At 54.3% G+C, this 4,128-nt stretch carries 3 protein-coding genes and 2 pseudogenes; 3 read left to right on the top strand and 2 right to left on the bottom strand.

The window, feature by feature from the left end:
* Positions 1-195 precede the first annotated feature (195 nt).
* From gntR to gntU, 3 genes are all read left to right on the top strand, one after another.
* A complete protein-coding gene (gntR, locus tag FDW94_RS22195) occupies positions 196-1,191 on the top strand; it encodes a gluconate operon transcriptional repressor GntR (RefSeq protein ID WP_137378268.1) in 996 nt (331 codons plus the stop codon).
* Positions 1,192-1,332: 141 nt separating this feature from the next.
* Positions 1,333-1,863, top strand: a complete 531-nt coding sequence (gene gntK, locus FDW94_RS22190) for a gluconokinase (protein WP_003023475.1) — start codon at positions 1,333-1,335, stop codon at positions 1,861-1,863.
* Complete coding sequence (gntU, locus tag FDW94_RS22185) at positions 1,863-3,203, top strand: gluconate transporter (protein ID WP_003827609.1); 1,341 nt, start codon at positions 1,863-1,865, stop codon at positions 3,201-3,203. Before gntK ends, gntU begins: the two co-directional genes overlap by 1 nt.
* On the opposite strand, the pseudogene FDW94_RS22180 reads toward gntU, so the two are convergent.
* A pseudogene (locus FDW94_RS22180) lies at positions 3,126-3,305 on the bottom strand (MarC family protein); the annotation flags it as partial. The gene gntU and the pseudogene FDW94_RS22180 sit on opposite strands and share 78 nt — an antisense overlap.
* Positions 3,299-3,744, bottom strand: a pseudogene (locus FDW94_RS22175) (hypothetical protein). The pseudogenes FDW94_RS22180 and FDW94_RS22175, both read right to left, overlap by 7 nt.
* Positions 3,745-4,128: the final 384 nt, after the last annotated feature.

The raw sequence follows: 4,128 nt of genomic DNA, 5'->3' as shown, positions 1-4,128 counted from the left end.
CTCCCGGCAGATTTGTCGCTCACCCCGGTCGCGTACTTAATGTACGCTCCCGGGGATTCACTGCGTCGCCGCCTTGATGCAACTCGAATGATTTTGTGTATTTATCACAATAAAAACTCCTTTTTTTCTCTGCAAAGGTTCACGCACGTCCGTGGTAAACTGGGAGAATCTATCCCTTTTTAACGCTTCAGGACGATGAAAAAGAAAAGACCCGTACTTCAGGATGTAGCCGACCGCGTGGGCGTGACCAAAATGACGGTCAGTCGCTTTTTGCGTAACCCGGAGCAGGTCTCCGTGGCGCTGCGGGGCAAAATTGCCGCTGCACTTGATGAGCTGGGTTATATTCCCAATCGCGCTCCTGATATCCTTTCTAACGCTACCAGCCGCGCTATCGGCGTGCTGTTACCGTCTCTCACTAACCAGGTTTTTGCTGAAGTGCTACGCGGCATTGAGGCTGTCACCGACGCCCATGGTTATCAAACGATGCTCGCGCACTACGGCTATAAGCCTGAGATGGAACAAGAGCGCCTGGAATCGATGCTGTCGTGGAATATCGATGGCCTGATCCTCACCGAACGTAGCCATACGCCCCGTACGCTGAAAATGATTGAAGTTGCCGGTATCCCGGTGGTTGAGCTGATGGACAGCCAGTCTCCGTGTCTGGATATCGCCGTCGGTTTCGACAACTTCGAAGCCGCGCGTCAGATGACTGCCGCTATTATCGCCCGCGGGCACCGTCATGTAGCCTATCTTGGCGCTCGTCTTGATGAACGTACTATCATCAAACAGAGAGGCTACGAGCAGGCAATGCGCGATGCCAGCCTGGTGCCGTACAGCGTGATGGTGGAACAGTCTTCTTCCTACTCCTCCGGTATTGAACTCATCCGTCAGGCGCGGCGTGAATACCCGCAGCTCGACGGCGTTTTCTGTACCAACGATGACCTGGCGGTAGGGGCGGCCTTCGAATGCCAGCGTTTAGGGCTGAAAATCCCGGATGACATGGCGATTGCCGGATTCCACGGTCACGACATCGGGCAGGTGATGGAGCCGCGTCTGGCGAGTGTACTCACGCCGCGTGAACGGATGGGCAGCATTGGCGCAGAACGCCTGCTGGCGCGCATTCGTGGTGAAGCAGTCACGCCTAAAATGTTAGATTTAGGTTTCACCTTGTCACCGGGCGGATCTATTTAGGCCAACAAGTTTGAAGTAGCTCACACTTATACACTTCGAGCACGAATGGATATTGCTTCTCTATTTATCCGGCTGGACAATGTTACCGATAACAGTTACCCGTAACAATTTCCTGATTCTTGTACCAGTGGGGGCAACGCTTTGAGCACGACTAATCATGATCACCACGTTTACGTTCTGATGGGCGTATCGGGCAGCGGTAAATCTGCTGTCGCCAGCGAAGTGGCGCATCAACTGCAGGCCGCGTTTCTTGATGGCGATTTTCTCCATCCGCGCAGCAACATCATGAAAATGGCTTCCGGTGAGCCACTCAATGATGACGACCGTAAACCGTGGCTACAGGCGCTGAATGACGCCGCTTTTGCGATGCAGCGTACCAACAAGGTTTCGCTGATCGTCTGTTCTGCCTTGAAAAAAGTCTACCGCGACCAGTTGCGCGACGGTAACCCGAACCTCTCTTTCATTTATCTGAAAGGGGATTTTGACGTTATCGAAAGCCGTCTGAAGGCGCGTAAAGGCCACTTCTTCAAAACGCAGATGCTGGTTACCCAGTTTGAAGCGCTGGAAGAACCGGGTGCGAATGAAAACGATGTACTGGTGGTCGATATCGATCAACCACTGGACGGTGTGGTCGCCAGCACCATTGAGGTTATTAACCAAGGCAGTAAGTAGTGAGCACATTAACGCTTGTTTTAACAGCAGTAGGGTCCGTTTTATTACTGCTGTTTTTAGTGATGAAGGCGCGTATGCACGCCTTCGTTGCTTTGATGGTGGTATCCATTGGTGCAGGTCTCTTTTCCGGTATGCCGCTCGATAAAATCGCGGCGACCATGGAAAAAGGGATGGGAGGCACGCTCGGTTTCCTGGCGATTGTGGTGGCGCTGGGGGCGATGTTCGGCAAGATTTTGCATGAGACCGGCGCGGTCGATCAGATTGCCGTCAAAATGCTGAAATCCTTCGGTCACAGCCGCGCACATTACGCGATTGGCCTGGCCGGTCTGATTTGCGCGCTGCCGCTGTTCTTTGAGGTGGCGATTGTGCTGCTGATTAGCGTAGCGTTCTCAATGGCGCGCCATACCGGTACTAACCTGGTTAAGTTGGTCATTCCGCTGTTTGCGGGCGTGGCGGCTGCCGCAGCGTTCCTGCTGCCGGGGCCTGCGCCGATGCTGCTGGCCTCTCAGATGCACGCCGACTTTGGCTGGATGATCCTGATTGGCCTGTGCGCCGCGATCCCGGGCATGATTATCGCCGGGCCGCTGTGGGGTAACTTCATCAGCCGTTACGTTGAGCTGCACGTACCGGAAGACATTACCGAGCCGCATCTGGGCGAAGGCAAAATGCCCTCCTTTGGCTTCAGCTTATCGCTTATCCTGCTGCCGCTGGTGCTGGTTGGTCTGAAAACCATCGCTGCACGCTTTGTTCCGGTCGGTTCTTCAACCTACGAATGGTTCGAGTTTATCGGTCATCCGTTTACCGCGATTCTGGTTGCCTGTCTGGTGGCGATTTACGGTCTGGCGGTGCGCCAGGGCATGCCAAAAGACCGCGTGATGGAAATCTGCGGCCATGCGCTGCAGCCAGCGGGGATTATTCTGCTGGTGATTGGTGCGGGCGGCGTGTTCAAACAGGTACTGGTAGATTCCGGCGTTGGTCCTGCACTGGGCGAAGCGTTAACCGGTATGGGCTTGCCGATCGCTATCACCTGCTTCGTGCTGGCGGCGGCGGTGCGTATCATTCAGGGGTCCGCGACAGTGGCCTGCTTAACGGCGGTCGGTCTGGTGATGCCGGTGATTGAGCAACTGAACTACTCCGGTGCCCAGATGGCGGCGCTGTCTATCTGTATCGCGGGCGGCTCTATCGTGGTCAGCCACGTTAACGACGCTGGTTTTTGGTTGTTCGGTAAATTTACCGGCGCGACCGAAGCGCAAACGCTGAAGACCTGGACGATGATGGAAACCATCCTCGGTACGGTCGGCGCGATTGTCGGTATGATTGCTTTCCAGCTGTTGAGCTGATGGCATTGCCCGGTGGCGCTAGCGCTTACCGGGCCTGGAAACGAGCACATATCGACACCGTAGGCCGGGTAAGGCAAAGCCGCCACCCGGCTTTTTTACAGCACCATCACACCATCCTCGGTTTTCAACCAACGCGGCGCTTTTAACGTATCGGCGAAATAGCCTACCAAATCCTGCAGTAAATCGCCCGCCACGCGTTCCATCTCGTCAGACAGCGTTTTGCTCATCAGTAAATGCGTTAAAAGCTGGCAGTAACGCCCCATCTGATCTGGTTCGGGTTCAAAGAGGGGAGAGCGGGTCGGTAAGGTTTCTACCGTCAGGCTGGCCTGTAGATGCTGCGGTACAGGTTCCGTTAAGGTTGGTTGTAGTAGTGCCAGACAGGCCGACAGGCGCGCACAAATCGCCAGTTTTTCAACAGGGTCATGACATTCAACAAGCCCTTCGACAAACGCTCACAGTTATCTGCCAGCTCGGTGAAATCCGTTGCATGGCTAAAGGGCAGGGTAAATAAAGAGTGTGAAAAGAGAGGGGTAGTCGCCATAGGGCAGCCTCCAATGAGTGAAATTTACCACCACCGAAGGGACCAACCTTTTGGTGGCGGGCTGAACGGAGTTGGTCCTACCGGCCTCATTGGATACCGGTGCGTCTTGTGACGCCACCGTCCAGCCCACCATTGAGGTGTAGCTGGTCGCACGACAAAAGTGAATTTTATCGCGAATGAGGTAATCAGGGGACCAATCCTGGCACCTGATTTTGCAAGTGCAGCGAGAAGATAATGCTAATCCGCGATGCTGACAAGAGCGTATTCCGGAAGGCGCTTCGCAGAAATGAAAATACGTTTTCTCAGCGGTTTAAAAGCATAAGGAACACCTGGTATTACAGTGCAATGCCGTTCAGTTAAGCATGTAGGGTGAACATGTGATTA

The organism is Citrobacter sp. wls757 (assembly GCF_005280935.1).
GTDB lineage: Bacteria > Pseudomonadota > Gammaproteobacteria > Enterobacterales > Enterobacteriaceae > Citrobacter > Citrobacter portucalensis.
Note: the sequence above shows the minus strand (reverse complement) of the source record. Positions and strands in the feature narration are given on the sequence as shown.